Consider the following 26291-nt stretch of genomic DNA (forward strand, 5'->3'; position numbering starts at 1 on the left):
AAATCACCCACTCATTGTTTAAAAAATATTTTTCTATACTTATCTATGTACTGAGCAACTGCTACCTTAATTGCAAAGTCATAAAGTATAAAAATCAAATTACCTGCCAATAGGAAAATTAAAGGAATGTTAACTCCAAAAACTTCAAATGCATCCTTTGGTAATGAAAAAACAAAAAGCATTAAGAAATAAACAGATACACAAGCAGCATTGAAAATTGCAAATTTTATGATATACTGAACCACTTTACTTTTTAGTCTTTCTATATAGCTTTTCACTACAGGATAATAACCAAAAAACAAAGTAAAGAACAGTGCTGCCTCTTTATCGGAAACAAACAAAATTGACATTATGGAGATTACTGCATAAACAAGCATTGACCAGCCAAAACCAAATTCTAGGAAAATTGAAATTAGAAAAATTCCTGATAGAACCGGAAAGGCATATGTGCCAAAAGGAAAAATTCCTGTAAACATCATAAGTGCTAAAGATACTGCAGAAATTACACCACCAATGGCAATTTTAAAGGCCTGAGTTTGTTTCATTAGCATCCACCACCACAACAGTTACAACACATATCTGCACACATCATACCGGCACACATATCGCAACAACTACAGCCATACTGTTGATTAGGCTGATTATATGCACCACCTGCACCGTACTGTCTTGCACGCATTATGTTCTGATAAGCTGCTGTATATTCAGGATTACCCGGATTCATTTGTACTGCCCTTTGGATATACTGAAAGGCTTGTTCTCCCCAACCTTTCTTGGAAGCAATCATACCCTTTAGGAAGTACCACTCAGCAATCTTCTGAGAATCTGCCATTGAATCCAACATTCTGTCAGCTTCATCAAGACTGTTTGCCATAATTAGCTGACGAACTCTCTGGAAGATTGGATCAGATGCACCACCATAACCGGTACTTGAACCATATGATGATTGGTTCTGAGAATTTTTATTTTTTCTCATATCCATAATCATATCATATGCTTCGTTTATTTCTTTCATTTTTTCATCTGCAACATCTTTTAAAGGAGAATCAACATACTTATCAGGATGATACTTTTTTGCAAGTTTTCTGTATGCTGTCTTTACTTCTTCATCAGATGCTGTTTCTGGAATATCCAAAATTTTATACGGATTTGTTACCATTCTTTTCCTCCGAAAATAAAACTGCTCTCTGCTTTTGAGCTAGTCCTTTAAGCAAAATATTATCAATAATACCTTTATATAATGTAATATCAAGTAATTCAAAGGCATTATATGCTTGTGCTAAAGACTGGTTCAAAATCTGAGAAATGTAGTTTTTGAAATTTTGTTCACCGTTATAATTCATTAATAAAAATGGATTATAATTATTTTTCTCTCTATCTTCTTCTAAATCATCAGCAGCATCCATAAGGTAAATCCATCTACCTAAGTTATATCCCATTGTTTCTAAAATTAATTTTCGTGATTTGTCTTGTTCTCCGTAAGACAAAACAGACTTTAACATTTTAGCAGTAGGGTCTGCTGACATATCCAGCTGAGCATTGTCCATTGATTCAACTTTAAATTGTTCTTTAGACATTGTTTCAACTGCATTATATATGTAAGGATATTTTTCTTTTGCTTTATTTGCCCATTTCTTTGCAATAGGTTTCAGAAATTTGTATGCTAATTTCTTAATACCCTTTGAGTCTGAAATGTTATCCACTATCTTAAAGTACACACTTACAACAGAAAGTGCCGATGCTTTTGAAAGTGCATCTTCACCATTCTTTATATAAGTACATTTCTTTAGTGGGTTACATCTGCACATTTTCTTTTCGTAACCGGGACATTCACCGTTAAGTGAAAGCAAAAGCAAAGCATAAAAAGTACAATCGTAGGATAGTATAAACCTTGACAATTTGCTATATTCCTTGCCAAGTGTTCTACACAGTCCACAATAAATAGACTTGTACTCATTAAACTCTCGGACAAGCAGTTCGTCTTTATATATAGTAACATAACCAAACATACTGTCCACCTCAACATACAATTTATCTAGTTTATTATATCACATCTTTTGACATCTTACAATAGTTATATTACAAAAGGTTACGATAATATGGTAGTTTGTTACTAAAAAGTAACTTTTATTTCATTTAATATATACTTATTGTTAATTTATGTTCATAAAGATTTTTATAATTTCACATTAATTATTTGTTTATTAATAACAAATAAATGCAAGATATTTTATTTTAATTGCAATTTCACAAGTATTTTAGACATATATTTAATTAATTTTTATAATTTTGCAAGAAATAAAGTATTGACAAGCAAATTTTATTATGCTAAACTAAATTCAGACAAAGAGGTCAACTACCTAGAGGTAGTTTGCGTCTTTGTCTTTTTTTATTCTATTTCCATATTGAAAGGAGAACAAAAAATGGATAGGGGTAGTATAGCTTTTATGATGGTTTGCACTGCATTGGTGTTTATTATGACACCGGCACTTGCATTCTTTTATGGAGGACTAGTAAGAAAGAAAAATGTAATTAACACAATGATGGCTACAATGTTCATTGCCGGTACTGCTGTACTGATGTGGGTACTATTTGGTTATTCATTATCATTTGGTAGTGACAATGGTGGTTTCATCGGTAACTTTGACTTCTTAGGTCTTAGTGGTGTTAGTATTAGTGAAAGCACAAGAGGTCTTGAAATTCCTGACCTACTATTCTGTGCATTCCAGATGATGTTCGCTATTATTACACCGGCACTTATTACCGGTGCAGTAGCAGGTAGAATGAAGTTTAAAGCTCTTGTACCATTCATCTGTTTATGGTCTTTACTTGTTTATTATCCTCTAGCCCATATGGTTTGGGGTGGTGGATTTATGGGAGCAGAAGTTGAAGGTGGTTCAGGTTTATTCGGAACAGGACTTTACCTTGATTCTGTTGACTTTGCCGGTGGTAATGTTGTACATATCAGTTCAGGTATTACCGGTCTTGTACTTGCTATTATTCTTGGCAAAAGAAGAGATTACCACAAAAACAGTTATCAACCACACAACATTCCATTTGTTCTTTTAGGTGCTGCATTCCTATGGTTCGGTTGGTTTGGATTTAATGCAGGTAGTGCTTTAGCTGCTAACGGTACTGCAGTTCATGCATTTATGACAACAGGTATTTCATCAGCTTGTGGTTTAATCTCATGGCTGATTATGGATATTATTACTGCCAAAAAGCCAACACTTGTTGGTTGTTCTACAGGTTTAGTTGTTGGTCTGGTTGCAATTACTCCTGGGGCTGGATTTGTACCAATTTGGGCATCTATTATTATTGGTTTACTTGTTAGCCCTATTTGTGTCGGTGGTGTACACCTAATTAAAAAGGTTCTAAAGATTGACGATGCACTTGATGCTTTTGGTTGTCACGGCATTGGTGGTATCTGGGGTGGTCTTGCAACAGGTATCTTTGGTGTTAAGGAACTTGCTCCCGGTGTTGAGTCAGGTGCAAAGTGGGATGGCCTTGTATTTGGTGACTATCACCTATTCCTTGCACAAGCAGAAAGCATTATAGTTACTATTATAATTGCAGTAGTTGGTACACTAATTTGTGCCGGTATTGTTAAGCTATTTGTTAAGAAACTTAGAGTTTCTGATACAGTTGAAAGACTTGGCCTTGACGAATCACAACATGGTGAAGTTGCTTATCCGGCTGACATTTAATTAAGATAATTATTTCATAAAATACCTCCTTATTGAATTTTGCTACAAAAAAATATATAATAGTATAAAATCCAATTTGAGAGGTATTTATGAACTGTTACGATTTTGATAAAACTATATATAATGGGGACTCTACTAAAGATTTCTACTTATTTTGCTTAAAAAGACATAAAGGTATTATTAAGACTTTTCCCGGTTTAATTAAGGCTTTTACAAAGTTTTATGTACTTAAAAAAGGTAACAAAACTGATTTTAAAGAAAAGATGTATCGTTTCTTACCTTATGTTAATATAGAAAAGGACTTACCTGAATTTTGGGCAAGTCATAAGAATAATATTAAAGATTGGTACTACAAAACACAAAGAGAAGATGATGTTATTATTTCGGCTTCCCCCGAATTTCTCTTAGAACCTATTTGTAAGGAACTGGGAATTAAGTACCTAATGGCATCTAAAGTTGATAAGAAAACAGGCAAATATGAAGGAATAAACTGTCATGGTAAAGAAAAAGTCAGAAGATTTTACGAAATGTTTCCTAATGGAAAAATTGATGACTTTTACAGTGACAGTTACAGTGACTCTCCCCTTGCTGAAATTTCAAAGAAAGCCTTTCTTGTAAAAGGTGATGAACTAAAAGATTGGTAAACAAAAACTATTTAATAAGAGGTTTTGACAATGAATAAAATTTATAAGGTTGAAATTATTACTCGTCCTGAACTTTTTGATGATTTAAAAGAAGCACTTAACTACCTTGGTGTTAACGGTATGACAGTTTCTGATGTAAACGGTTGTGGTATGCAGAAAGGTCACACATATTACAGAGGTGTCAAAAGAGATGTTAACCTAATTAAGAAAATCAAGGTTACTGTTGTTGTTTCTGAAATTCCATATGAAGAAGTACTAAAAACAGTTGAAAAATGTTTAAAGACAGGTACAGTTGGTGACGGTAAGTGCTTTGTTACTGAAGTTGTTGATGTTCTAAGAATCAGAACAGGTGAACGAGGAGTTGCTGCACTAATGGGTGCTAATGAATGTTAAATATTCAATAATACAACTATATAAATAAAACCGTCTTTTAATAAGACGGTTTTTCTATGCTCAAAATTTCAAATCCTTAGGTATATTAATATTTGTATGGCTTTGTGCAGTTATTTTAATACGAGATATATGACAAGCATTTTTACAATTATTACACCATATTATCTCATACCCATAACCATTATTGACCTCAACATCACAATAATTTGTATCATTACTGCAACAAAAAGGACATTCCCCTACTTCATTATTAATTGAAATATTTTCAATATTTTTAATCCACATTTCATTCATTTTACTATCACCATAAATTATTATACCCCTAATTTATCAAACGGTAAAGAAAAATATATAAGAAAACTGCCACCCATAAGGATGGCAGTTATTTTTATTTACAACCACAATCAGGCTTTTTATTTTCATCACCAATATCACAAACTGTTGGTGGGAAAAATTCATTTGTAGGGAATTCAAGTCTATTGAACATTTCACAAGGATTATCCGAAGTTGTGACACACTCTTTCTCAGGAATACAGAAGTCATATGCCGGTATAAGCATTTGTACATTTCGTTCTATCTGTACTATTGTAAAGATACCGATTGTTGCATACACTGACATTGAACCGTTCTGCAAGAAATCTCCACCAAATCTACGACAAATTGACTCAGGAATTCTGCAAGGTGGATTGCAAGGACATTTGCACTCACAAACCTTTGCAGAAAGAGCAATTGGTGTTGCTACCTGAACAGTAGCTTTCGGTAGATTTTGTGATGGTTGAAGTTGTTTACAATCACACTCATCATAGTTGTATTCACTTGTGAAAGTCTTTACACTTCCCTCACTACCATAAAGAATAACCTTTTTACTATGAATTGCAAGACCGTTTACTGTTACCGGACAACTACCCGGTGACATAAATGCCTCAATAGCAACATCAAAGAAGAAGGTCATATCCACAGAATAAAAGCCTCTATGGAATGGTACTTGCTCTAGTGTTGAATACACTGTAATAACATCTGCTGACTTAATTCTGACGGATACTGCACCGTCAATTACTGATTGGCTTTGTTCGGTAAAATACACCCTTAAATCGCTAAGGCAATCCTTATCTCCACAACTGTCATATATTCGTTGGGCATCAATACAAATAGATTCCTTAGGGTTGCAAGCAGTATGTTCACCAAAAGGACTTTCTGCCATAAGTAAAACCTCCATACATAGTGAAACTTTTGTTTCCGTCATTGACGGTGTAACACTATATCATATGGAGGTTTTCTGATTTTGTGATTGAATAGATAAATTTTATTTTGTTAATTTTTAATTTCTTGATTGTTGGTTAAGATTAATCAGTTCTGTAAATTTGGGTTTTTCAATTTTGTCTGTGGGTAAAGGTAAATTTGTTTTAAATTCAATCGGCTATAAAGAAAAATTTATAGTGAGAATATATACCATAAAACCATACAAAACTATGTCTCACAGGTGTAGGGTCCAACACTGTTGGACCGAGCAAATCAGCCTCTTTATTGACATATTGCCCTATGTAGTAAGTTATAATTTTTAGTTTCTACAAAGGACAAAGTTACATAAAACATTTTACTATTAAACGGGCGAACACTGTTCGCCCCTACGACTGTGAGCCAAAATTTTGTTATAATTCACGCCCACAAACTCTTACTTGTCTGACTTATAATAATCTAAACAATAAGAATTAAAATAAAATTAAAGTTTTTCCATTTTACAGAAGTTTGCCATTAGGGTTTTTGTACCGGCAGTATCAAAGGCAATTTGCAACATTTGGTCGTTACCCATTTTGTCTGCTCTTACGATTGTACCCTTACCGAAAACTTTATGCATTACTGCATCCCCTACTGCATATGTAGTTGACTTAGGGGTGGTTGTAGGTGTTTTCTTAAAGCCTGAGAAGTTCTTCTTAGGTTTGCCATATTTCAAGAAGTCTTCGCTTACTTTTTCTTTTCTTTCCTTTCCTTGTAAATCAACTAATTCTTCAGGAATTTCCTTAGTAAATCTTGATGGTCGGTTATGCTGAGTTGAACCGAATAACATTCTGTCTTGAGCCCTCAGTAGGTAAAGTTTTTCTTTTGCTCTTGTGATACCTACATATGCAAGTCTGCGTTCTTCATCCATTTCTTCCGGATTCATAATTGTCATATTTGATGGGAAAATTCCCTCTTCCATACCCGGAATAAATACTACAGGGAATTCAAGACCCTTTGCACTATGAAGTGTCATCATTACTACTGTATCGGAGTCGGCATCATAGTTATCAATATCTGTTTGTAGAGAAATTTCTTCTAGGAATGTTGTAAGGTCAGCATTTTCTTCATATTCCTTTTCGAAATTAACAATATTAGAACGAAGTTCCTCTATATTTTCAATTCTTTCATCCGGCTTATCTTTTTCTGTTCTGATATATCTTTCATAATCAGTATGCTCTAGGATAAGGTTATAGATTTCAGCTAGACTATACATATTGCTATTTACTGCATCAATGAAACCATCAATCAATGCAACAAATTCTTTTAGCTTTTTAGCTGCTCTTGAAAGGTCAGGATAGGCATCTGCCTCTTTGATAACATTATAAATACTATCACCTAGGTTAGTTGCAATATTAGCAGCTTTTTCAACTGTTGTTGCACCTATTGCTCTCTTAGGCTTATTGATAATTCTTCTAAGTCTTATATCATCATGAGGGTTATTGATAACATGAAGATATGCTACCATATCACGAACTTCTTCTCTGTCATAGAAACGGTGGCCACCGATAATTCTGTGTGGGATACCTGCTCTTGAAAGTGAATGTTCCACTGCATTTGACTGTGCATTCATTCTATATAGAACTGCAAAGTCAGAGAACTTTCTTCCCTCTTTTACGCCATCAAGAATTTTATCGGCAATAAACATTGCTTCATCTCTTTCGGAAAAAGCAGTATAGAAAGTAACCTTATCACCCTTTTTATTTTCTGTCCATAATGTTTTACCTTTACGGGCTGAGTTATGCTTAATAACTTCATTGGCTGCATCAAGGATTGTCTGTGTACTTCTGTAGTTCTGTTCAAGTCTAATTACTTCTGCTCCCGGGAAGTTGTTTTCAAATGACAAAATATTCTCAATAGTAGCACCACGGAATTTGTAAATACTCTGGTCATCATCACCAACAACACAAATGTTGCCTGACTTTTCAGCAAGTAGTCTTACAAATTCATACTGTACTTTGTTGGTATCTTGATATTCGTCAACCATTATGTACTTAAATAGGTTCTGATAATACTCCAGTACATCAGGACAAGTCTTTAGAAGATGGACAGTATTTAATAGCATATCGTCAAAGTCCATTGCATCTGAGGACTTAAGTCTGCCTGTATACTGCTTATAAACCTTAGCAATAGAAACAAGACGGTTGTCATAACCGGCTTTTTCTTCCATCATTTCAGGTGTTTCCATTTTATCCTTAGCATGAGAAATTTCGTTTAATACAGTTTTTACAGGTAAAAACTTTTCATCAATATTAAGTTGCTTTAGAATTTCTTTTACAAGTCTTTTTTGGTCATCAGAATCATAAACAGTAAAATGGTTAGAATAACCTATTCTGTCACCATATCTACGCAAAATTCTTGAACAAGTACTGTGGAATGTTGCTGCCCAGATGTCATCACCTTGTTCCGGTACTGCTTTGCAGATTCTTTCTTTAAGCTCTGTAGCTGCTTTATTGGTAAAAGTGATAGCAAGTATCTGCCAGGGTCTGCAAAGTCCCATACGAAGAATATAGCTGATTCTGTTTACAAGAACTGTTGTTTTACCACTACCTGCACCTGCAAGGATAAGAACAGGACCTTCTGTCTTAAAAACAGCTTTCTGCTGCATATCATTCATAAAAGAATACTCTTTTTGTAATTCAGTTAAACTCATAATCTATCTCAAACTTTCTTTATATTTCTTTAATAGAATTATCATACAAACATATACATTATATCATAAAAAAAGAAAAGCCACAACAAAAAGTTGTGGCTAGGAATCTTTATTTAATTAGCTAAAATAACCATTGATAATCTTTTCAATGTCTTCGTGATTCTTAGCAATAACTAACATTGAATATAGACCGTTGTCCTGTACTTTACAAGCCTCAATAGTAGAAACCTGATCAGTGTTGTAAGACTGAGCATTGCTTAGCTTTTCGTTTAGGTAAGAATTTAACTTATCGTTAATCTTGTCCTTGCCTTCTTCATCGTTAGCCTTAGTAACAATAACAGTTGTTGGGAAGTCACCATCTTCTGAAACTTCTGCAATAAAATCTGATACAGTATTAGGGTCAATATCAAACTGCTTCTGTAAATCCTTTGTATTTGAGATAGTCTTCATTGAAGAAAGATTACCGTTATCATTTACATCAGAAAGAACCTTAGCAAGTTCAACATCCTTATTACTGCTACTTGAACCACAACCTGCAAATGCAAATAACACAAATACAAGTGATAAAGTAATAGCTAAAACTTTTTTCATTATGTTTGCCTCCATATATTCATATTTTACTGTATCAAATTATACTATTATTGACGAAAAAGGTCAATTAAAATAAATAACAAATTTTAGGATTTTTAATTATATTATATCACAATTATCACAAAATTATTATTAAAACAAAAAAATGAGCACTGATGAAAATCAGTGCTCTGTGGCAGAGGTATAAGGATTCGAACCTTAAATGACGGAGTCAGAGTCCGGAGTGTTACCGTTACACTATACCTCTATATTTGATTTGTGTTGTCGTGTCTCTCAACAACGATATTTATTATATACTATTTTCAAGAAAAGTCAACCCTTTTTTATAAATTTTTTTAATATTTTTTTATTTTCTTTATTTTGCCCATTAAATATACTATTTATGGGACTTATCCTCTATTTTTTAAATCAATTTTACATTAAATATTGATATTATTATCTGTATATGTTAAATTTAAGAAAACAGTATTAGGGTTTATGTGCAAGTTCCTTTGGTTCCCGAAAGCCATCGAGAACACGGTGCCGTACCTAATATTGGTTCTGTCATAATTGAAGTTTATGTGCGAGACCCTTTTGGTTCGGGACAACTGAGGTCACGACGCCGTATTCAAAAGTGACAGGACAGACACTGAATTAATAATTCGGTGTCTTTTTTCTTTTTGGGAAAATTTACTCTTGAAAACCTATTAATCATATGGTATTATTATAGTATGTTATTATGTACAAAATAAAGAGGTAATAAAATGAAAATATCAACAAAAGGTAGATATGCACTAAGAATGATGCTTGACCTTGCTGAAAACGGCAATGATGGGTTTGTAGCACTTAAAGATATTGCAGAAAGACAAAATATTTCTAAAAAATATTTAGAACAGATTGTGCCTATTCTTAACAAGGCTGACACATTAAGAACTAACAGAGGTTATCAAGGTGGTTACAAGTTATCCAGACCTGCTGATAAATATACTGTTGGTGAAATTCTTAGAATTACAGAGGGCAGTATTGCACCGGTTGCTTGTCTTGATCAAGACCCTAACGAATGTGAAAGAGCCGGTGAATGTATGACTTTACCTGTATGGCAAGGTCTTTATGAAGTTATCACTAATTATCTTGACAACATTACTTTGCAAGATATTCTTGATATGCAGAAAGACAGAACCTCGGACAGTTATATGATTTAATACCTAAATTTAGCCTTTCCCCTATGGAAAGGCTTTTTTTCTGCCTATACATTATTATATATAGAAAAAGTAGATGTTTATTCTATATAAGCATCTACTTTTCTTTTACAGGGAATTCAGTTTTATGTTAAGAAATTTTAATTTATACTAAATTTTCTTTTTCAAATGCTTGTTGCAAGTCTGCAATAATATCATCGGCATCTTCAATACCTACACTAAATCTAAAGAAACCGTTGTGGAATTCTTCAGGATATAGATATTGTCTTTCATCATTTTCACCTAAGAATACAATTAGGCTTTCATCGTGACCTAAAGAAACTGCTGATGTAATAACATTTAAATGACTTACAAATCTATTATATGTATCATGGTCAGCTTTTAGACCAAATGACAACACACCACCATAACCGTTAGTCATTTGTTCTTTTGCAATTTGGTGGTTAGGGTGATTTTCCAGTCCGGGATAAGCAACAAAACTAACACCCTTAACTGTTTGTAGGTACTTAGCTACCTTTAGTGCATTTTCGTTATGTTGTTTCATTCTAAGTGGTAATGTTACAGAACCTCTCATAATCAGCCATGCGTTAAATGGACTGATTGTTGCACCTAGGTTAATCTGTGACTGTGCTCTGATAATATCAAGATACTTCTTCTTACCGATAATAGCACCACCCATTGCATCACCATGACCGTTAATATACTTTGTTAAACTTTCTACTGTAAAGTCAGCACCCAGTTCAACAGGTCGCTGATTGTATGGTGAAGCAAAAGTATTATCAACAGAAAGTAAAGCACCATTATCATGTGCTACCTTTGCAATAGCCTTAATATCTGAAATTGTAAGTGTTGGGTTACCTGGTGTTTCAATATGAATTAGCTTTGTATTAGGCTTAATAGCTTTCTTTACATTTTCTACATTTGAAGTATCAACAATAGTTGTTTCTACACCGAACTTATTATTTAGAAGTTCATTTAGTAATCTATAAACTGCAATATAAGTGACACTTGAAAAAATTACATGGTCACCACTTTTTAGTAATGCAAAGAATAAACCTGATAAAGCAGCTACACCACTGGCAAGTACTACTGCATCTTCTCCACCTTCAAGAGATGCAAGTTTTTCTTGTAGATACTGTTGGTTAGAGCCACCGTTTCTTGTATAAAGATTTTTACCTGCACTACTCCAGTTTAAGTCACTAGGGTCATAAGGTAATTCATAGCTGTTTGCCATTGTGATTGGTCTTTTGATAGCACCGGTTTCTTTGTCGATGCCGTTACCTTTATGTACTGCTCTTGTCTGAAAACCTAAGTTGTTATTAATATCTTTACTCATAATTATCTCCCTTTCATATATAACCTATCTGTTTAGTATGTTTATAATATACATTGTTATTATCCTGTTGTCAAGACCTAATTTTGATTTTTTTATTTTGGATTTTTTATGTGTTGAAAAAATAGCTCTATACATTTTGTTTTTTTAACTTAAATTGTAGGTAAAGGTAAATTAGGGTTTGTCTTTTAGTTTTGGTTGTGGGTAAAGGTAAATTTCTTTTGAATTCAATTTACTATAAAGAAAAATTTATAATAAGAATAAATACCTTAAAGTAATATAGAACTATGACTCACAGGTGTAGGGTCCAACAGTGTTGGACCGTTACAAACTAGCCTTTATATAGGTACTTTGCCCTGTGTAGTAGGTTATAATTTCTAGTTTCTGCATAGGACAGAATTCCATAAATACTATACTTTTATTCGGGCGAACAATTAAGTGAACATCAAAGAAAACGAGCCATAGGCGAAGTTTGATTTGCTAATGTGAACTTATGCAAAAGTTTTTGAATAAAAAACTTTTGTAGTGAAGCCCCTACGACTGTGAGCCAAAATTTTGTTGTAATTCACACCCACAAACCCAGATTTATCTTACTGTATTAACTATTAAACAAAATATAGGCATAAAAATGGTCATACATTTCTGTATGACCATTAGTTTAGTTAACACTATTAAATTTATTAATTACAATTTTGCTGATTTACTGATAATATAACTATCCAAATCCGTTACATTACAAGTAGGGTTATAAGAGGTTTTGGTTGACTTAGGTTTTAACTTAATTTCCCTACTATAATCGGTAACACCTTTACCGGAGTTAGGTACTTTTGAAGAATAAATCCTATCTGCTGTAAAAGCTAGGACAAGTACAACACAGATTGTAATTGATATTTTAAATGGGATTTTACGAAGTAGGTTATCAAGTAATGGTGCTACTATATAAACAACAATAATACCACCAACACCAAACACAAGCAGACCTTCTGCACAAACTCTACCGTTGATATTTAGGAAATATCCACTATAGTCCCACCAAAGTTTACCGTACTGATATTCTAGGAATACTGATGTAAAATATTCAACTATACCACAAAGTACAACTGCTGAAATAAATTCAATAATAGGGTTCTTCCTAAGTTTATTCAGTAAAACAAGAATCATTACACAACCACTACCGTAAATAGGCAACCAAGGACCATGCATTACACCACGGTTTACAAACTCACCTTTTTCGATAAAGTGGAAAATTACTTCCCAGAACCAACCCATAAAACAGAAGATAAAGAACATCATTATTAATGAAGTTACTGAGTATCTTCTCATATAGTGTAGGTGTTCAAATCTTGGTTTTCTCACCTTTTCACCTAAAGGATAAAGTCTTGTTGGGTATGTATATCCGTTAATAACATCCTTAAAGTTGGCAATTTTGATTTTTCTTTCGGTAAATTCTGTGTATTCCTTTTCTGTCTGATTGTAAGTAGGAATTACACCAAATACATTTGCTACAAAAGTAAGGAACTTGTTTCTCTTATGAATTACAGGTTCAGGTGTATCCATAAGTTCAATAATATCTTTATATGAATTTCTGATTATTTCATTAGATGCTTTTTCATACAAATATGTATCATTTAATAAATCAATATTCGCTAGATTTTCTGATTTACACTTTTCTCTGCGATTTACATAATATTCACAAACAACAGATTCTTTATATGGGTTTAGGAAGAAAATACCTAAAAGTCCCAATGTAAGGAAATCTAAAATATACCAACCTATGAAAGAAATATCAAGAACAAATAATTCCCACTTATGACCTTTCATCATTTTTCTTGATAATGTAATAGCCTTTAAAGGTGAAATATCCTTATTTTCAGCTACAATATAAGGTACTAATGCATAGGAATATCTTTTGATGAAACCACCTACTATTGTTAAGTTCCATAAAAACTGAAATACTTCTTTCAATCCAACAGTAAGTGCAATTTTGAACAATTTTCTATCCCTATAAATAAACAAAAATCTTTGGAATGGCATCTTCTCATATACTCTGCTTTCCATAAAGATTCTTCTGTATGCAACAGAAAATGTATTGAAAATAATTGCCCAAATTAAGATTATCAGTAGCAGAGAAATCACAACAAGAATTGCAGCTAAAAAATAACTTGACTCAGCTACATTCTTAATAGCAACAAGGATTGTTAAAATCATTGAACCTGATGAAACCATATTTACCACATGAGCAAGGACACCGTCTTTTCGACCAAGTTCAAGTCCACCATAGGTAACATCCTTATTCTTCTCATCATCCATAAGTTTGGTAGCAGATTCTTTTATCTTCTCTTTATCTTCACCCATAAAGTTATCAATTAAGCTATATGTATTGGCAACAAATGGTGAAACACTTGTAATGTCTGTTTGGCTAGTATCACTTGTAAAAGCCTTTACAATATCTGTAGAACCAACAAACTCAATACCAAATAACGAAGCAAGTAAACAGGCAACAACACATATCCAATAATGTGCTTTAAAATGCTTTTTGCCGTTTTTTTTCAGCATTTTTCTATTCACTATATCACCCCTTATACACAAACATTCACTTTATTGTATCACAATAATTAACTTAAATCAATTAAATAACAAAATAGTAATAAATCTATTTTCTGTGTTGTAAATAGATATGACCCATTTTAGGGTAAAAATAAAATACGATTTAATATTTCGCTTGTTTTACTGACTTTTGATTATGAATATTAATTAATGAATGGATTTCAATTCTAACTTTTCACTCAATAACTGCATTGGACTCTTGTAATCAAGTGTTCTCATTGTTTTGTTATTACTCCATTCCAAATGTCCTTTTAATTTTGTGTTTAATTCTTCAATATTTCTGAATGTTTCCCATTCATAGAAATATCTTTGGTCGTTTCTATGACTTCTTTCTACCTTTCCGTTGTGCCAAGGTGTTCGTGGTGGTATTAATTTATGATTTATACCTAGTTTGTTTAATTCTATTTCAAAAGGACTTTTCACTTCACTGCTCTGATATTTATATGTGAACTCTCTTCCGTTATCTGTTTGAATAGTCTGTATTTTAAACGGAAATTCTTTCAATAACATTTTCAAAAATTTGGTTGAGTTTTCCGGTGTATGTTCTTCAAACCCATATACAAATCTCATCCTTGTACATTCATCTATTGCAGTCCATTGATAAAAATGCTTTCCGTCCCTTAAAGCCTTACCTCTTAAGCAATTATATGGCACTTCTTTTACATCTATCTGCACCTTTTCTCCAGGTATTAACAGTTCCGGATATCTTCTATGCTTACGGCTCTTTTTCTTGGTCTTTTTATATTTTACTAAGCCCATTCTTTTAGCTGCATATATCATTCCTGAGTAGCTTCTTGTATATCCTTTTCTCTTTAAATCACTGTATACTCCATCCCATCCATATCTTTCATAGCACTTTTTGAAAGAATTTCTAATTTGTCTTTCTTCTCTTTTTGTGTGCCTGTTAGGATGACTATGTGGTCTGTGTGATTTAGGCAATAGCGATTGCCAGGTACCGTCATATTGGTTACACCATCTCTTTACGCTTGAAAGACTTACACCGTACACTCTACTTGCTTTGCTTTTTTCTTTTCTTAGTGCGTATTTTACTATGGCTTGCTTTTTCTTTGCTTCTTGTGTTATCATATTCATGAGGAGTACTTCTTTCTTAGGTTAATGTTTTTTTAGCGATTCCATTATACCATATTTTGAAGTTACTCCTCTTTTTTATTGGGTCATATCATTTTAGCACATACAATAACAAAATAGTAATAAATCTATTTTATATCAACATTTAATTGTAAATGTATATTATGTGTGCTATAATTTTCTGTGTTAAGGAGATTTGATATGATTGCTTTATTTTTAATTCCTGTATATATTGTTATAAACATTTATATACTACATAGACTGAAAAACTTTTTAATTAAATGCCAAGAAACATTCAGCAGAAAATGGCTACAAGTTATAATATACATTATTTACGGTATATTTGCTGTGTCCCCTATTGTTGGATTCTTGATGCCTTATGGTACAGAAACTAAACGAATGGCAACAAGAGTCGGTAACTACTGGTTTGCACTACTGATATACACACTAATTATTGTTGCTATCGGTCATTTTCTTTCTATTCTGTTAAGAAGAGTTTTCAAGATTACACCACATAACTTCTTTCAGATAAGAAAAAACAGTATTATAAGTGGTATTCTTACACTTGCCATTATTGGTGGTGTTTCTGCTTATGGACTTTATAATGCCAGAGACATTAAAGTTACCGATTACAACATAACAGTTAACAAACAAGTTGAAAATGTTAAAAGTATGAAAGTCGTACTATTAGCTGACTTACATATGGGTTACAGTATCGGTGTTGACCAAATTGAAAAGATGGTTAAGCTGGTAAATGAACAAAAGCCTGATTTGGTGTGTATTGCCGGTGATATTTATGACAATGACTATAATTCACTTGAAGATCCTGACAAGTTAGCAAATTTACTTTCTCAAATGAAAAGTACATATGGTACATATGCTTGTTGGGGTAATCACGATGTAAACCAAAAGATACTTGCCGGTTTTACATTTAGTACAGGCAAAACACTTGAACATGACAAGAGAATGGACTCATTCTTTAAGAAAGCTAAAATCAACTTGTTAACTGATGAAGTAAAGCTGATTGATAATAAATTTTATGTTGCAGGTAGATTAGATGATGAAAAACCTGCTACCGGTGAAGTAAAGAAAAGTGCTGATGAACTATTAAAAGGTCTTGATAAATCAAAACCTATCTTCACTATTTATCACGAACCTAATGAACTGGATGAACTAAGCAAAGCTGGTACTGATGTGTTATTATGTGGTCACACTCATGACGGACAAATTTTTCCGGGTAATATTTTTATTAAGCTATTTTGGGAAAATGCTTGTGGTTACTTAAAGAAAGGTAATATGCACAACATTGTTACTTCCGGTGTTGGTATTTACGGTCCATACATTAGAGTTGGTACTCATGCTGAGATTTGTCCTATTACAGTTAATTTTAAATAATCACATATAGAAAAAGACTCAAACATAAAAAGTTTGAGTCTTTTATTATGTAAAAATATTTACTGTCTTCTTGGTCTAGGTCTTCTAATATCTCTGCCTAAGAAGTCAATCTTAGCACAATTACCCATTACACGAGATACAAACCTTGGTGAATAGCTTTTCTCTAAATCTTTTAGAGTTAAGTTTGTATTCATAATAGTAGGTTTTCTGTTTAGTAATCGTGAATTAAAGATATTATAGATTGTTGATGTGGAATAGCTGGACTGAAATTCTGTTCCTAAGTCATCAATAATAAGCAAATCACAAGTTACAAGAGAATTTATTGTTTCTTCCTCTGTATCGTAATCATACTTAAAATGACTTTTCTCCAAAGTTGAAAGCAACATTGGTGCTGAAACATAAATTACACCAAAACCATTTTGGATAACTTCATTGGCAATTGCTAAACTTAAATGAGTTTTGCCTAGTCCTGTTGCACCTCTCATCATAATGCTTGGTGAGTCCAGAGAAAAAGTTCTTGCATACTTTTTGCAATAAGCAAGGACTTTGCTCATTCTTTCATATGGTGAAACTTGCTTATCCTCCTGAATATCCATATCGTAATAATCAAGGCTGAAATTATCAAATGAAGATAATTCAAGTGGTGAGGACTTGTTAAGTTCATCACATGCTACATCAATTCTGATTTTCTTTAAACAATCACAAAGAACTGTTCTGCCTTTTTCATCATCGTATCTTCCTGTATCGTTACATTTAGTACAAGAAAAATGTGGTTCTAAAGTATCTTCTTTGTAACCATGAGAAACCAAAATATCTCTTGCTTCACTTTGAAGTGCTAAACTTTCTTTAGCTAATTTCTTTGTCATTTCTACTGCTGAACCACCATTTAGAACTGCTTTTGCAGTTTCTGATCCTATGATAATCAATTGTTGTTCAATCTCTTGTAATCTAGGAAATTGGCTATACACTATGCTCCTCATTCTGTCCTGATTATGTAGAGCCTCTAGCCTTTTATTATTTAATATTTCGTCAGCTTTTTGATTAATTTTACTGTTGAACCCCATATTAACCTCTTAGTCAAACATACTGAAATCTTCATAACTGTCTATATCATATGATACAGCTTGTTTTTCTTGATTTTTGTTAGTTGAATTTGTGATAGATTTCTTTTCTTCAAAATCTCTTAATTCTTGTAATGTTGTAATACCGTTTTTGTGCCAATTCTTAAGAATACCATTTGTATAAGAAATGTTAAACTTATTCTTATGATTTACACATCTTTCATATGCTTCCTTGATCATTTCATCAGAAAACTTCCATTCATTTACCCAACGGTTGGAATTTTCCTGTTGTGCTTTTGTTGGATAACCTGAATTATACATACCGATAATCTGAGAAACTCGTTTCCAGCTTTCCCCATAAGTTTGCATATTGGCAATTCTTTCATCTGCTCGTTCAAGGGTAGTAATGTCATTAGCTGCCCATTCAACACCCATTTTCTCAATATATCTCATATTGTCTTTACCGATAGAATGGCAATAGTAGACAAGCATCATAAGTACTTCACAAGGCAAACCATCTGTTTCATGCAACATAACAAGTGTTGCAATATCACCACTTGAAATTGGCTTACCAAACACATTCTGTACTTCTTCAAGAAGTTCTGCAAGTTGCTTATCTTCCTTTAATCTTTGAGCAACAAAAACTGAATCAGGCTTTTGTTGACGAGAAAGTGGTCTTGGCTTTTTAACTTCTTTTACAGTTTCTACATTTTGCACAGTGTTATTAACCGGCTTTTGATTTACAGAACCTTGATTTATTGGAATTGGATTTTGTTGTACTTGGTTTACAGTAGGGTTAGGTGCATTTGTTCTAGGTGGTGTGTTTCTTGAAACAGTTTCCCTAGCAGGTTGTACTTTAGGTTTTTGAACCGATGCAGTATCTCTAAGTGGTAAATCGTAAGTATTTGAAAGTACTTCCCTACTAACCCAAAAGTTTAGGGCATCTGTAACATCATCACTATTTATACCTAGCTTGTCACTTAAAATTTCTTCTGTAAGTGTATCTCCGTTATGTCGCAAAACATATAGAAGTACCTTTAGTTGATTTTCTGTTGCTAACTTAATATCTTCATCAACTACACTATTAGGTACCGGAAAAATAGAACCCCACTTGCCTAAATTAAGTTCAATTAACAATGCAAAACACCCTTTCTTCTAATTCTCTTTATATTGTAACACAGATTGTACCATAATTTTGACGAAAAATAAAGTTTTTTTCAAAGTTTTATCTTGACTATTTGAAATTTTATGATATAATACAATTGTTGTGAAGATATGCGGATGTAGCTCATCTGGTAGAGCGCCACCTTGCCAAGGTGGAGGTAGCGGGTTCGAGCCCCGTCATCCGCTCCAGTAAATAGTGGTTTTTGACCACTATTTTTTATTTATACAATTTAGGAGGAAATGGTTATGACATATACATATACACCACATGGTGTTTGCTCAAGACAAATTAACTTTGAACTTGATGATGATTGTAAGGTAAGAAATGTAAAGTTTGTTGGTGGTTGTGCCGGCAATACTCAGGGTGTGGCAGCTTTGATTGAAGGTATGGATGCTGAAGAAGCTATCAAAAGACTAAAGGGCATTGACTGTAGAGGCAGAGGTACAAGCTGTCCTGATCAGCTTGCTAATGCTATTGAAGAAGCAGTTGAAGAATTTTAATTTTTCAATATAACTTTCACATAATAGAGTCCAAAAATTAAAAAACAAAAATTTATGCCGACTAGTAATTAGTCGGCATTTTTATATTTACATTAAATTTTACTTATCTTTAGCAAGTTGTTTCTTGAAAATTGTTCTAAAAATCTTTCTCACTATTGGACCGGCATAACATAACTGCCAGAACATAGCCATAGGGAAATTCATAACTGTAATCTGTAACCAAGTTGAAACAATCTTATCTGCACCACTGTAATTAAACAGAACTGATGCAACAAAGCTCATTACAGGACACATAAAACAAACTGTTAGTGCTGAAATCATTAGAGTAATAAAGATTGGTTGAGTCTTTGCAGGGTCAATAGTTTTGAAAGTTATATTCTTTACAACTCTGCCTACTACTAAAAATTCCAGTACAAAAGCTACGGCACACATAATTGGCATTTCTGAAAAAGCCATTAAAAATACCTGATTACTTAGTCCTCCCATACTGATTGCAATGTTATAACAAATCATTGCATACACCATTAGGATAACCATCATAATAGTAAAAATAACATCTTGAAATTTTGTCTTTGGCATAAATTTTTCCTCACTTTTCTAAAAAATAATAATAAAAAAAACAACACATTAAAAATTTTGTGTTGTTCGTTATCATCACTAGAAAAGTAATGTGCGTTTCCAATTTATACCCTATATTTAATTTGCTTAGTCATTTTATCACAAAAAGTCCATAAAATCAACAATAGCGTGTAGAAAAATCTACACGCTATTACTTTAGATTTTTATTGAAAATTACTTACTTAGGAAGTAATTCATCATTGTGAAACCTTTTTCAATGTATTCACCGGTTTTCTTAGCATTTGCTTCTGTGAATACATCTACACCACTGTTCTTTTCATCCTTGCTATTATAAATTAGGAATGGAACAGGATTTGATGAATGAGTTTTAATGTTAAGTGGAGTTGGATGGTCAGGGCATACAAGAACTGCAAAATCATCATAACCCTTTAAGAATTCAACTACAGGTGTTAAAATCTTTTCATCAATTAATTCAATGGCCTTTACCTTGTTGTTGTATTCACCTCTGTGACCACATTCATCAGGTGCTTCAACATGAATATAAACAAAGTCTTGACCTTTCTTAAATTCTTCAATGGCAGCCTTTGCTTTACCTTCAAAGTTAGTATCAATGTAACCTGTTGTACCGTCAACATCAATACTATCCATATCGGCACAAATAGCAATACCCTTTAGTAGGTCAACTGCTGAAATCATTGAGCCTTTCTTCTTGAACTTATTATAGAAACTGTCAAGAACAGGCTTTGTACCTTCACCCCATAGCCAAATTGAGTTAGCAGGGCGCTTACCCTCAGCAATTCTCTTTTGGTTTAGTGGGTGGTTTTTTAGTAAGTCATAAGACTTTTTCATTAAATCATATAGTGGCTGAACCTTGCTGCCTGTTGGAATATAATCCTTGATAACTCTTTCAGAAATATCATGAGGTGGTGTGAAAGAAACATTGTCTTTGTCACCGTTAGCCCATACTAAGCAATGTCTATACTGAACTCCGGCATAGAACTTAAAAATGTCATTGCCTAACTTTTCATCAATATAATCAATAAGAACCTTTGCTTCTTCTGTACTAATATCGCCACCGCAATAGTCAACCATTGTTTTGTCTTCGTAATTTTCTTCATCAGACAAAGTTACAAGGTTACATCTTAGTGTAACATCAGTTTCTTTTAAATCAATACCGATTGATGCTGCTTCCAGAGGACTTCTGCCTGTATAATAAACTGCAGGTTCATAGCCAAGTACAGAAAGGTTAGCAACATCAGAACCGGGTTTTAATCCCTCTGCTACTGTCTTAACCATACCTACTTCACCCTTTGATGCAAGTAAATCCATCATAGGTTTATTTGCAACTTCCATAGGAGTTTTGTTGCCTAACTCTTCAAATGGCTCATCAGCCATACCGTCACATAACATTACTAAATATTTCATTATTGATTCTCCTTGTGTCCAATCATCTTTAAGTAAGCGTTAATGAAACCGTCAAGGTCACCGTCCATAACTGCATTTACATTACCTGTTTCATAGTTTGTTCTATGGTCTTTAACAAGTGTATATGGCATAAATACATATGAACGAATCTGGCTACCCCATGTAATTTCCTTCTGAACGCCCTTAATATCTTCGATTTTGTCTAAATGTTCTCTTTCTTTAATTTCCATCAACTTAGACATAAGCATTTTCATAGCCACATCTCTGTTCTGGTATTGGCTACGCTCAACCTGAGAAGCAACAACAATACCTGTTGGAATATGTGTTAGTCTAACTGCTGATGAAGTTTTGTTAACTTTCTGTCCACCTGCTCCTGATGCACGGTAAACATCCATTTTAATATCTTCGTCACGAATGTCGATTTTAATATCGTCATTAATTTCAGGCATAACTTCAAGTGAACTGAAACTTGTATGTCTTCTACCTGCTGAGTCAAATGGTGATACTCTAACTAATCTATGAACACCGGCTTCACTCTTTAGGTAGCCGTAAGCATTTTCACCTTCAACTAAAAGTACAGCAGACTTTAGTCCTGCTTCATCACCTTCTAGGTAGTCAACTTCCTTAACATTAAAGCCATGGTCTGCTGCCCAACGAGTGTACATTCTATAAAGCATTTCAGCCCAGTCCTGAGCTTCTGTACCACCACTACCTGCATGGAAAGTAAGGATAGCGTTGTTCTTGTCATATTCACCTGTTAGCAAAGTTTGTAGTCTTTGCTTTTCCAGAATTTCCTCTACTTTAGCAACTTCACTTTCTGCTTCTTCAAGTAGAGACAAGTCCTCTTCCTCATCTCCAAGTTCAATTAGAGTTAAGGTATCTTCATACTTATCTACAAGCGAATTAAAGTTATCTACCTTTGCGTTAAGGTCAGAAGTTCTCTTAAGAATCTTCTGACTCTTTTCAATATCATCATAAAAACCAGGTTCAGCAGCACGATTCTCTAACTGTTGAATTTCACTTTTAATAGCCGAAAGACCCAGTGCATCCGACAAGTCATCAATCTCAGGCTTTAAACCCTCTAGTTTTAATTTTAATTCTTCAAACTGTACCATAATACATACCTCATTTACATTATCACAATTCATTATATCCCATAATTTCAAAAATGTAAATAATCATCTTAAACATAATACAAATATTAGAAAAAATGTATTGATATATGATAATATATTTGATATAATATATTAAAATTAGTAGCATAATAAGTGTATTATGTACTAATTATACACTAATAAGAGAGAATAAAGGAAGTAAAAATGGACTATATAGGTTTTAGATGTCCTGTTTGTGACAAAAACTTTCATGCTGATGATGATGTAGTTGTTTGTCCTGTGTGTGGTACTCCCCATCACAGAAAATGTTACGAAGAACTTGGTCATTGTTACAATGAAGATAAGCATAGTGAGGGCTATGACTTTGAGAAAGAAGAAAATGAAAGTGATGTTCCAGAAGGATCTGTAAAATGCAAGAATTGTGGTGAAATTAATTCTGAGGGTACTTTTTACTGTTCAAAATGTGGCACACCTTTGATTGACATTCCAAACAATAATTTTGGTCAAAATCAAAATAATAATCAAGGAAACCAAGGTAATCCTTACGGTAATAATGACAATCAACAAGGAAATCCATTTGGAAATAATCAAAACGGCAATCCTTTTGGCAATAACCCTAACGGTATGCCTTTTGGTGGTTTTAATGCAGTACAGTTTGACCCTATGGGTGGTGTTGCTCCTGAAACTGAATTTGAAGATGGTGCAAAAGCCGGTGAAGTTGCTAAGCTAGTTAAGCAAAACACACCATACTATATGCAAGTATTTAACAAAATTAAGACTTTCAACAAGTCTAAGTTTAATTTTGCCGGTTTGCTTTTTGGTGGTGGTTATCTACTATATAGAAAGCAATACAAACTAGGTGGATTTATTACAGCAATAATGATTGCTTGTTACACATTTTTCACTTACGGTAATTACACAGTTATCAGTCAAGTATTAAATGATGTTGTAAACACACATACAAATATGAATCCATCTGACATATATCCAATGTTTATGAGTGCAGTTGAAAAGCTGGATACCGGTGATTACTTAATAGTAATCTTCTCGTTTATATGTCTGCTTATATATTATGCATTGCATTTGGTGTGTGGATTTATAGCAAACAGATGTTACTACAAACATTGTTGCAAACAAGTAAAGAAAATTAAGTCACAGAGTTCTTCAGAAACTGCTGCTGACAATGAATTGCAAACAAAGGGTGGAGTTAATACTGCTCTAGCATTTAGCTTAATTGTTGTAATGCTAATTCTTAACTATGCTCCGGTCTTTTTATTAAGATAAAAATAAGTTAAAAATTAAGGATTGAGGTAAATATGAAAATTACAAAGGCTGTTATTCCGGCTGCAGGTTTAGGTACAAGAGTACTACCTGCAACAAAGGCTATGCCAAAAGAAATGTTCCCTATCGTTGACAAACCTGCTATTCAGTACATTGTTGAAGAAGCTGTTAAGGCCGGTATTACTGACATTTTAATTATCACTAACAGAGGTAAAGGTGTTATTGAAGATCACTTTGACCGTGCACCTGAACTTGAAGCTGCTCTTGACAAACCTGAAAAGCAAGAAATTCTTGAGACAGTAAAGAATATTTCTAAACTTGCTAACATTACATTTATCAGGCAGGTTGAAACTAAGGGTCTTGGTCATGCTATTCTAAAAGCTAAGAACTTTGTTGGTAACGAACCATTTGCAGTTATGTATGGTGATGATGTAATCATTGGTGAAAATCCTGCAATTGGTGAACTAATTGACTCTTACGGTGAATATGGCAAGGGTGTTGTTGGTGTTAAGTTAGTACCTGAAACAGAAATTCACAAATACGGTTCACTTTCAGTTGAAAACATTCACGACAATGTTTATAAGTGTACTGATATGGTTGAAAAACCACAAACTCCTGAAGAAGTGCTTTCTTGCTACTCTATTCTTGGTAGATGTGTTCTTCCACCTGAAATTTTTGAAATTCTTGAAAACACTAAGCCTGGTAAGGGTGGTGAAATTCAGCTAACTGATGCAATGAAAGAAATTGCTACTACTGTTGGTATGACTGCTGTTGAATATACAGGCACAAGATACGATATGGGTAACAAGCTAGGTATTCTACAAGCATCAATTGAAGTTGGTATTAATCATCCTGAAGTTGGTGAAGACTTTAAGAAATATCTTAAGGAATTTGCAAAAACTCTTTAAGACTACATAGTAAAAAAATTAGTGTGCAGAAAATTCTGCACACTTTTTTGTTGCAATATTTTATTCAAATGTAGCATTAATTTTCTAATAAAGAAATTTCAATACCTACTACACCATACTGACTTTGCTTTTCTTTGGAATAATATTTTTCCATATCATTTGGATTAGCTTTATTAATATTACTTTCATTATAACCACATTTGTCAAGTGGTAGGTTATTATATAATTCTTCAAAAGAACTAAATTTATGTAAGCCAACTACTTTAACTGATAAAGTTTCCTTATTATCAAGGTTAGTAAAAGTTATAGTGTCCCCTACTTTTACCTTTTGTCTTTTAGAGTCAAGAAGTCTAAGTTCATAAATTTTCTCTTTATTTTTTATAGAATTAAATGGTTCACTACATAAATTCATATAATGTGTCATAGCAAATCCACCTTTACAGGATTATGTTTTTCATAATAATAATATGAAGTAAATCCTAATTCTTTTAAGATTTCAAAGGCTTTATTAAAGTCTTGAGAAAGCGCCTCAACATTATGAGCATCACTACCTAAAGTAATTAAATACCCACCTAGTTCTTTATATCTTTTAAGGATATTTTTGTCGGGCATTGGTCTAGAAAGTGGTTTACTGATAGTAGAAGTATTAATTTCAAGGGCTTTATTGTTCTTGATTAAGGTAGTAAGAATTTCATCAATTACATTATTATACTTTGAATAATCCGGCTTTATATCAGTTCTTTCTGCAATATATCTTGCAGGATAATCAAAATGTGCTAAACTATCAAAGCCATTCCACTTTACTACTTCTAATTGTTCATTAAAGTATTCTGTAAGTAAAGTGTCAATATTATTCTCATCGTATTCCAGAAAATAAAAGTCCTCTCTGCCCCTTACTTCATGAGTTGATGCTAAGATAAAATCATAGTCACCTAAACCTAAAGCAACTTTGGTTTTTTCAGGTGAATGAGTAGGTTCACCTAGTTCAACACCTGTAAGAATTTTGATTTTGTCACTATAAACTTCTTTTAATCTTTTTGACTCAGCTACTGACTTTGGAATTTCTTCTTCAAGAACCGACTCAAATTTCTTTTCGTCATAAATACCTATTGCATCACAATGGTCAGTAAAAGTAATTACATTAATATTTTTCTTAATTGCACCTTTCACCATATCTTCCATTGGTACTTCTGCATCAAAAGAAAATGATGAATGAGTGTGGCTATCACATATAATCATAAATATCACCTATAAGAAGTTTATCACATTTTGCACTTTAATGCAATAAAGTGACTTTACAATTATACGATTAAGTTCTGTGTTGTAAATAGATATGACCCATTTTAGGGTAAAAATAAAATACGATTTAATATTTCGCTTGTTTTACTGACT

Annotated in this window: 25 protein-coding genes and 2 tRNA genes; 9 read left to right on the forward strand and 18 right to left on the reverse strand. The window is 33.1% G+C overall.

The window, feature by feature from the left end; genetic code table 11:
• Positions 1-11: 11 nt before the first annotated feature.
• From E5Z56_RS00100 to E5Z56_RS00110, 3 genes are read right to left on the reverse strand one after another with little or no spacing between them, the layout of a single operon-like run.
• Positions 12-545: a hypothetical protein gene (locus E5Z56_RS00100; RefSeq protein WP_022505657.1), complete on the reverse strand. Its 534-nt coding sequence runs from the start codon at positions 543-545 to the stop codon at positions 12-14.
• A complete protein-coding gene (locus E5Z56_RS00105; protein WP_138155971.1) occupies positions 545-1159 on the reverse strand; it encodes a J domain-containing protein in 615 nt (204 codons plus the stop codon). The genes E5Z56_RS00100 and E5Z56_RS00105 overlap by 1 nt, the downstream gene beginning before the upstream one ends.
• A complete protein-coding gene (locus E5Z56_RS00110; RefSeq protein ID WP_138155972.1) occupies positions 1140-2009 on the reverse strand; it encodes a DUF5685 family protein in 870 nt (289 codons plus the stop codon). The genes E5Z56_RS00105 and E5Z56_RS00110 overlap by 20 nt, the downstream gene beginning before the upstream one ends.
• A gap of 414 nt (positions 2010-2423) precedes the next feature.
• On the opposite strand from E5Z56_RS00110, the gene E5Z56_RS00115 reads away from it, so the two are divergent.
• The 3 genes from E5Z56_RS00115 (at position 2424) to E5Z56_RS00125 (ending at position 4744) form a co-directional block, all read left to right on the forward strand.
• A complete protein-coding gene (locus E5Z56_RS00115) occupies positions 2424-3707 on the forward strand; it encodes an ammonium transporter (protein ID WP_138155973.1) in 1284 nt (427 codons plus the stop codon).
• 89 nt (positions 3708-3796) lie between these two features.
• Complete coding sequence (locus E5Z56_RS00120; protein ID WP_138155974.1) at positions 3797-4351, forward strand: HAD-IB family phosphatase; 555 nt, start codon at positions 3797-3799, stop codon at positions 4349-4351.
• Between the two features lie 30 nt (positions 4352-4381).
• Positions 4382-4744, forward strand: coding sequence for a P-II family nitrogen regulator (locus E5Z56_RS00125; RefSeq protein ID WP_022505651.1), 363 nt, complete (start codon positions 4382-4384; stop codon positions 4742-4744).
• Between the two features lie 60 nt (positions 4745-4804).
• Here E5Z56_RS00125 and E5Z56_RS00130 read toward each other — a convergent pair whose 3' ends face one another.
• From E5Z56_RS00130 to E5Z56_RS00150, 5 genes are all read right to left on the reverse strand, one after another.
• Positions 4805-5038, reverse strand: a complete 234-nt coding sequence (locus E5Z56_RS00130) for a hypothetical protein (RefSeq protein ID WP_138155975.1) — start codon at positions 5036-5038, stop codon at positions 4805-4807.
• 94 nt (positions 5039-5132) lie between these two features.
• On the reverse strand, positions 5133-5945 hold the full coding sequence (locus E5Z56_RS00135; RefSeq protein WP_232842458.1) for a hypothetical protein: 813 nt from the start codon (positions 5943-5945) through the stop codon (positions 5133-5135).
• 519 nt (positions 5946-6464) lie between these two features.
• Positions 6465-8636 (reverse strand): ATP-dependent helicase, encoded by a 2172-nt coding sequence (locus E5Z56_RS00140; RefSeq protein ID WP_232842459.1) that lies wholly within the window; start codon positions 8634-8636, stop codon positions 6465-6467.
• A 153-nt stretch (positions 8637-8789) separates the two neighbouring features.
• Positions 8790-9263: a DUF4358 domain-containing protein gene (locus tag E5Z56_RS00145; RefSeq protein WP_175405314.1), complete on the reverse strand. Its 474-nt coding sequence runs from the start codon at positions 9261-9263 to the stop codon at positions 8790-8792.
• Positions 9264-9436: 173 nt separating this feature from the next.
• A tRNA-Gln gene (locus E5Z56_RS00150) sits at positions 9437-9510 on the reverse strand.
• A 496-nt stretch (positions 9511-10006) separates the two neighbouring features.
• Between E5Z56_RS00150 and E5Z56_RS00155 the strand changes: the two genes are divergently transcribed.
• Positions 10007-10444 (forward strand): RrF2 family transcriptional regulator, encoded by a 438-nt coding sequence (locus E5Z56_RS00155; RefSeq protein WP_138155978.1) that lies wholly within the window; start codon positions 10007-10009, stop codon positions 10442-10444.
• Between the two features lie 142 nt (positions 10445-10586).
• Here E5Z56_RS00155 and E5Z56_RS00160 read toward each other — a convergent pair whose 3' ends face one another.
• The 3 genes from E5Z56_RS00160 to E5Z56_RS00170 form a co-directional block, all read right to left on the reverse strand.
• Entirely contained in the window at positions 10587-11777 is a 1191-nt protein-coding gene (locus E5Z56_RS00160) for a trans-sulfuration enzyme family protein (protein ID WP_138155979.1), read from the reverse strand.
• Positions 11778-12458: 681 nt separating this feature from the next.
• Positions 12459-14342, reverse strand: a complete 1884-nt coding sequence (locus E5Z56_RS00165) for a DUF975 family protein (protein WP_138155980.1) — start codon at positions 14340-14342, stop codon at positions 12459-12461.
• Between the two features lie 186 nt (positions 14343-14528).
• Positions 14529-15467: a DDE-type integrase/transposase/recombinase gene (locus E5Z56_RS00170; RefSeq protein ID WP_175405315.1), complete on the reverse strand. Its 939-nt coding sequence runs from the start codon at positions 15465-15467 to the stop codon at positions 14529-14531.
• A gap of 204 nt (positions 15468-15671) precedes the next feature.
• Between E5Z56_RS00170 and E5Z56_RS00175 the strand changes: the two genes are divergently transcribed.
• Entirely contained in the window at positions 15672-16865 is a 1194-nt protein-coding gene (locus E5Z56_RS00175; RefSeq protein ID WP_138155982.1) for a metallophosphoesterase, read from the forward strand.
• Positions 16866-16924: 59 nt separating this feature from the next.
• Here E5Z56_RS00175 and E5Z56_RS00180 read toward each other — a convergent pair whose 3' ends face one another.
• The gene (locus E5Z56_RS00180) at positions 16925-17929 is read right to left on the reverse strand and encodes an ATP-binding protein (protein WP_138155983.1); all 1005 of its coding nucleotides are present in this window, start codon (positions 17927-17929) and stop codon (positions 16925-16927) included.
• 9 nt (positions 17930-17938) lie between these two features.
• On the reverse strand, positions 17939-19063 hold the full coding sequence (locus tag E5Z56_RS00185; RefSeq protein ID WP_138155984.1) for a DnaD domain protein: 1125 nt from the start codon (positions 19061-19063) through the stop codon (positions 17939-17941).
• Between the two features lie 140 nt (positions 19064-19203).
• Here E5Z56_RS00185 and E5Z56_RS00190 point away from each other — a divergent pair.
• Together E5Z56_RS00190 and E5Z56_RS00195 are read left to right on the forward strand one after the other, a co-directional pair.
• Positions 19204-19279, forward strand: a tRNA-Gly gene (locus E5Z56_RS00190).
• A 57-nt stretch (positions 19280-19336) separates the two neighbouring features.
• Positions 19337-19591 carry a TIGR03905 family TSCPD domain-containing protein gene (locus tag E5Z56_RS00195; protein WP_138155985.1) on the forward strand — a complete coding sequence of 85 codons (255 nt, stop codon included), beginning with the start codon at positions 19337-19339 and terminating at the stop codon, positions 19589-19591.
• Positions 19592-19690: 99 nt separating this feature from the next.
• Here the strand turns inward: E5Z56_RS00195 and E5Z56_RS00200 are convergent, their stop codons facing one another.
• The 3 genes from E5Z56_RS00200 to prfB form a co-directional block, all read right to left on the reverse strand.
• Positions 19691-20170, reverse strand: coding sequence for a DUF2798 domain-containing protein (locus E5Z56_RS00200; protein ID WP_138155986.1), 480 nt, complete (start codon positions 20168-20170; stop codon positions 19691-19693).
• 213 nt (positions 20171-20383) lie between these two features.
• On the reverse strand, positions 20384-21595 hold the full coding sequence (locus E5Z56_RS00205; protein WP_138155987.1) for a cofactor-independent phosphoglycerate mutase: 1212 nt from the start codon (positions 21593-21595) through the stop codon (positions 20384-20386).
• Positions 21595-22710, reverse strand: a complete 1116-nt coding sequence (prfB, locus tag E5Z56_RS00210) for a peptide chain release factor 2 (RefSeq protein ID WP_022505637.1) — start codon at positions 22708-22710, stop codon at positions 21595-21597. Before prfB ends, E5Z56_RS00205 begins: the two co-directional genes overlap by 1 nt.
• A 204-nt stretch (positions 22711-22914) precedes the next feature.
• On the opposite strand from prfB, the gene E5Z56_RS00215 reads away from it, so the two are divergent.
• Both E5Z56_RS00215 and galU read left to right on the forward strand, forming a co-directional pair.
• Positions 22915-23994, forward strand: a complete 1080-nt coding sequence (locus tag E5Z56_RS00215) for an RING finger protein (protein ID WP_138155988.1) — start codon at positions 22915-22917, stop codon at positions 23992-23994.
• A gap of 32 nt (positions 23995-24026) precedes the next feature.
• Complete coding sequence (gene galU, locus E5Z56_RS00220) at positions 24027-24899, forward strand: UTP--glucose-1-phosphate uridylyltransferase GalU (protein ID WP_138155989.1); 873 nt, start codon at positions 24027-24029, stop codon at positions 24897-24899.
• Between the two features lie 76 nt (positions 24900-24975).
• On the opposite strand, the gene E5Z56_RS00225 is transcribed toward galU, so the two are convergent.
• Positions 24976-25323: an ASCH domain-containing protein gene (locus E5Z56_RS00225; protein WP_138155990.1), complete on the reverse strand. Its 348-nt coding sequence runs from the start codon at positions 25321-25323 to the stop codon at positions 24976-24978.
• Positions 25320-26138 (reverse strand): histidinol-phosphatase HisJ family protein, encoded by an 819-nt coding sequence (locus tag E5Z56_RS00230; protein ID WP_138155991.1) that lies wholly within the window; start codon positions 26136-26138, stop codon positions 25320-25322. Before E5Z56_RS00230 ends, E5Z56_RS00225 begins: the two co-directional genes overlap by 4 nt.
• Positions 26139-26291: the final 153 nt, after the last annotated feature.

It is taken from the genome of Ruminococcus bovis (genome assembly GCF_005601135.1).
Classification (GTDB): Bacteria; Bacillota; Clostridia; order Oscillospirales; family Acutalibacteraceae; genus Ruminococcoides; species Ruminococcoides bovis.

What these genes read in the sequence shown, in the direction of transcription:
- E5Z56_RS00100 (WP_022505657.1), bottom strand. Translation starts at nt 545, where the DNA reads ATGAAACAAACTCAGGCCTTTAAAATTGCCATTGGTGGTGTAATTTCT.
- E5Z56_RS00105 (WP_138155971.1), bottom strand. Translation starts at nt 1,159, where the DNA reads ATGGTAACAAATCCGTATAAAATTTTGGATATTCCAGAAACAGCATCT.
- E5Z56_RS00110 (WP_138155972.1), bottom strand. Translation starts at nt 2,009, where the DNA reads ATGTTTGGTTATGTTACTATATATAAAGACGAACTGCTTGTCCGAGAG.
- E5Z56_RS00115 (WP_138155973.1), top strand. Translation starts at nt 2,424, where the DNA reads ATGGATAGGGGTAGTATAGCTTTTATGATGGTTTGCACTGCATTGGTG.
- E5Z56_RS00120 (WP_138155974.1), top strand. Translation starts at nt 3,797, where the DNA reads ATGAACTGTTACGATTTTGATAAAACTATATATAATGGGGACTCTACT.
- E5Z56_RS00125 (WP_022505651.1), top strand. Translation starts at nt 4,382, where the DNA reads ATGAATAAAATTTATAAGGTTGAAATTATTACTCGTCCTGAACTTTTT.
- E5Z56_RS00130 (WP_138155975.1), bottom strand. Translation starts at nt 5,038, where the DNA reads ATGAATGAAATGTGGATTAAAAATATTGAAAATATTTCAATTAATAAT.
- E5Z56_RS00135 (WP_232842458.1), bottom strand. Translation starts at nt 5,945, where the DNA reads ATGGCAGAAAGTCCTTTTGGTGAACATACTGCTTGCAACCCTAAGGAA.
- E5Z56_RS00140 (WP_232842459.1), bottom strand. Translation starts at nt 8,636, where the DNA reads ATGAATGATATGCAGCAGAAAGCTGTTTTTAAGACAGAAGGTCCTGTT.
- E5Z56_RS00145 (WP_175405314.1), bottom strand. Translation starts at nt 9,263, where the DNA reads ATGAAAAAAGTTTTAGCTATTACTTTATCACTTGTATTTGTGTTATTT.
- E5Z56_RS00155 (WP_138155978.1), top strand. Translation starts at nt 10,007, where the DNA reads ATGAAAATATCAACAAAAGGTAGATATGCACTAAGAATGATGCTTGAC.
- E5Z56_RS00160 (WP_138155979.1), bottom strand. Translation starts at nt 11,777, where the DNA reads ATGAGTAAAGATATTAATAACAACTTAGGTTTTCAGACAAGAGCAGTA.
- E5Z56_RS00170 (WP_175405315.1), bottom strand. Translation starts at nt 15,467, where the DNA reads ATGATAACACAAGAAGCAAAGAAAAAGCAAGCCATAGTAAAATACGCA.
- E5Z56_RS00175 (WP_138155982.1), top strand. Translation starts at nt 15,672, where the DNA reads ATGATTGCTTTATTTTTAATTCCTGTATATATTGTTATAAACATTTAT.
- E5Z56_RS00180 (WP_138155983.1), bottom strand. Translation starts at nt 17,929, where the DNA reads ATGGGGTTCAACAGTAAAATTAATCAAAAAGCTGACGAAATATTAAAT.
- E5Z56_RS00195 (WP_138155985.1), top strand. Translation starts at nt 19,337, where the DNA reads ATGACATATACATATACACCACATGGTGTTTGCTCAAGACAAATTAAC.
- E5Z56_RS00200 (WP_138155986.1), bottom strand. Translation starts at nt 20,170, where the DNA reads ATGCCAAAGACAAAATTTCAAGATGTTATTTTTACTATTATGATGGTT.
- E5Z56_RS00205 (WP_138155987.1), bottom strand. Translation starts at nt 21,595, where the DNA reads ATGAAATATTTAGTAATGTTATGTGACGGTATGGCTGATGAGCCATTT.
- prfB (WP_022505637.1), bottom strand. Translation starts at nt 22,710, where the DNA reads ATGGTACAGTTTGAAGAATTAAAATTAAAACTAGAGGGTTTAAAGCCT.
- E5Z56_RS00215 (WP_138155988.1), top strand. Translation starts at nt 22,915, where the DNA reads ATGGACTATATAGGTTTTAGATGTCCTGTTTGTGACAAAAACTTTCAT.
- galU (WP_138155989.1), top strand. Translation starts at nt 24,027, where the DNA reads ATGAAAATTACAAAGGCTGTTATTCCGGCTGCAGGTTTAGGTACAAGA.
- E5Z56_RS00225 (WP_138155990.1), bottom strand. Translation starts at nt 25,323, where the DNA reads ATGACACATTATATGAATTTATGTAGTGAACCATTTAATTCTATAAAA.
- E5Z56_RS00230 (WP_138155991.1), bottom strand. Translation starts at nt 26,138, where the DNA reads ATGATTATATGTGATAGCCACACTCATTCATCATTTTCTTTTGATGCA.